Raw genomic sequence first — 1,258 nt, 5'->3', positions numbered from 1 at the left:
TCGAGAGCGTGGGCGACACGGCGCGCGCCGTGTCGTCGACGGTCGCGATGCGCGCCGTGTCGCCCACGCTCTCGATGCGCGCCGTGTCGCCGACGGCGTCGAGCCGCTGCGTCGCGTCGACCTGGTCGATCCGCTCGGTCGCGTCGACGGTCTCGATCCGCTCGGTCGCGTCGCCCGGGGTCGGGGTGCCGGCCTGCGCGTCGACCTGGTCGATCTGCTCGGTCGCGTCGACGGTCTCGATCCGCTCGGTCGCGTCGCCCGGGGTCGGGGTGCCGGCCTGCGCGTCGACCTGGTCGATCTGCTCGGTCGCGTCGACGGTCTCGATCTGCTCGGTCGCGTCGCCCGTGCCGGGGGCGTCCGTCGTGCCCGCGTGCTCGATGCGCTCGGTGACGGGCTCGTCCGCGCCGTCGGGACGGGGGGTCCCGGAGCCGGTGCTGGTCATCAGTCCTCCTCGATGGTGATGCTGCCGACGCCGACCTCGATGGTCAGCTCGATCTCGGCGTCGTCGCGGTCGGACATCGCCTCGCTGGTGAAGGTGCGCGAGTGGCCGACGCCGTCGGCGCGCTCGTTCTTGCCGTCGACCTTCCAGGTGACGTTGCCGGCCCCGGAGCTGACGTCCGCGACGACCGCGGCGCCCTCGGGCACGACGACCGTGACGTCGCCCAGGCCGCCGCTGATCGGCACGGTGAGCGTCTCGTCGGTGAGCGGGACGGCGGTGAGGTCCACCCGGGCGTCGCCGACGCCGAACGAGTAGCCGCGCTCGGCCGCGGCGCGGCTGGTGACGGTGGTGTCGATGCTGCTGACCGGGCCGTTCTCGCGGTCCCAGTGGTCCCAGTCGCCCCACCGGGCGTCGCTCGTGGCTGCCGCGGGACCGGCGACGACCATGCCGACGATCGCCAGCGCGGTGAGGCCGCCGGCCGTGCGGCCCCGCAGGCCGGACACGATGATCGCCAGGCCGACGAGGGCATGGCCGCCGCCGACCAGCACGGCCGCGATCGGGCCGTCGTAGACCCCGGCGCGGTCGGCGGCCAGCAGGCCGGCCAGGCCGAGCAGGAGCAGCGCCACCACGATGCCGGTGACCGCGGCGCCGGGACCGCGGCGCGGCGGCCGGGGCGGGGTCGGGGGCGTGGGCGGCGGCGGGTTCCAGCCGCGGCTCGGTGGCGTCGGCGGGTTCGGCGGGCCCTGGTGGCGCCGGGCGCCGGTGCCGGTCGGCGCCGGCCCGGTGGGCGTGCCGCCGTACGGCGAGCCGGTGGGCGCG

At 76.9% G+C, this 1,258-nt stretch carries 1 protein-coding gene and 1 pseudogene; both read right to left on the bottom strand.

The genetic code is table 11. The features are described 5' to 3' along the window. Positions 1–442 (bottom strand): annotated as a pseudogene (locus MHY85_RS21025) (hypothetical protein); the annotation flags it as partial. Further along, positions 442–1,258, bottom strand: an 817-nt coding sequence (locus MHY85_RS21020; RefSeq protein WP_239200407.1) for a LiaF domain-containing protein, incomplete at its 5' end; no start/stop codon positions are given. The pseudogene MHY85_RS21025 and the gene MHY85_RS21020, both read right to left, overlap by 1 nt.

The sequence above is a fragment of the Cellulomonas sp. ACRRI genome (assembly GCF_022346185.1).
In the GTDB taxonomy this organism is placed as follows: domain Bacteria; phylum Actinomycetota; class Actinomycetes; order Actinomycetales; family Cellulomonadaceae; genus Cellulomonas.
This window is presented reverse-complemented; position numbering and strand designations above follow the sequence as displayed.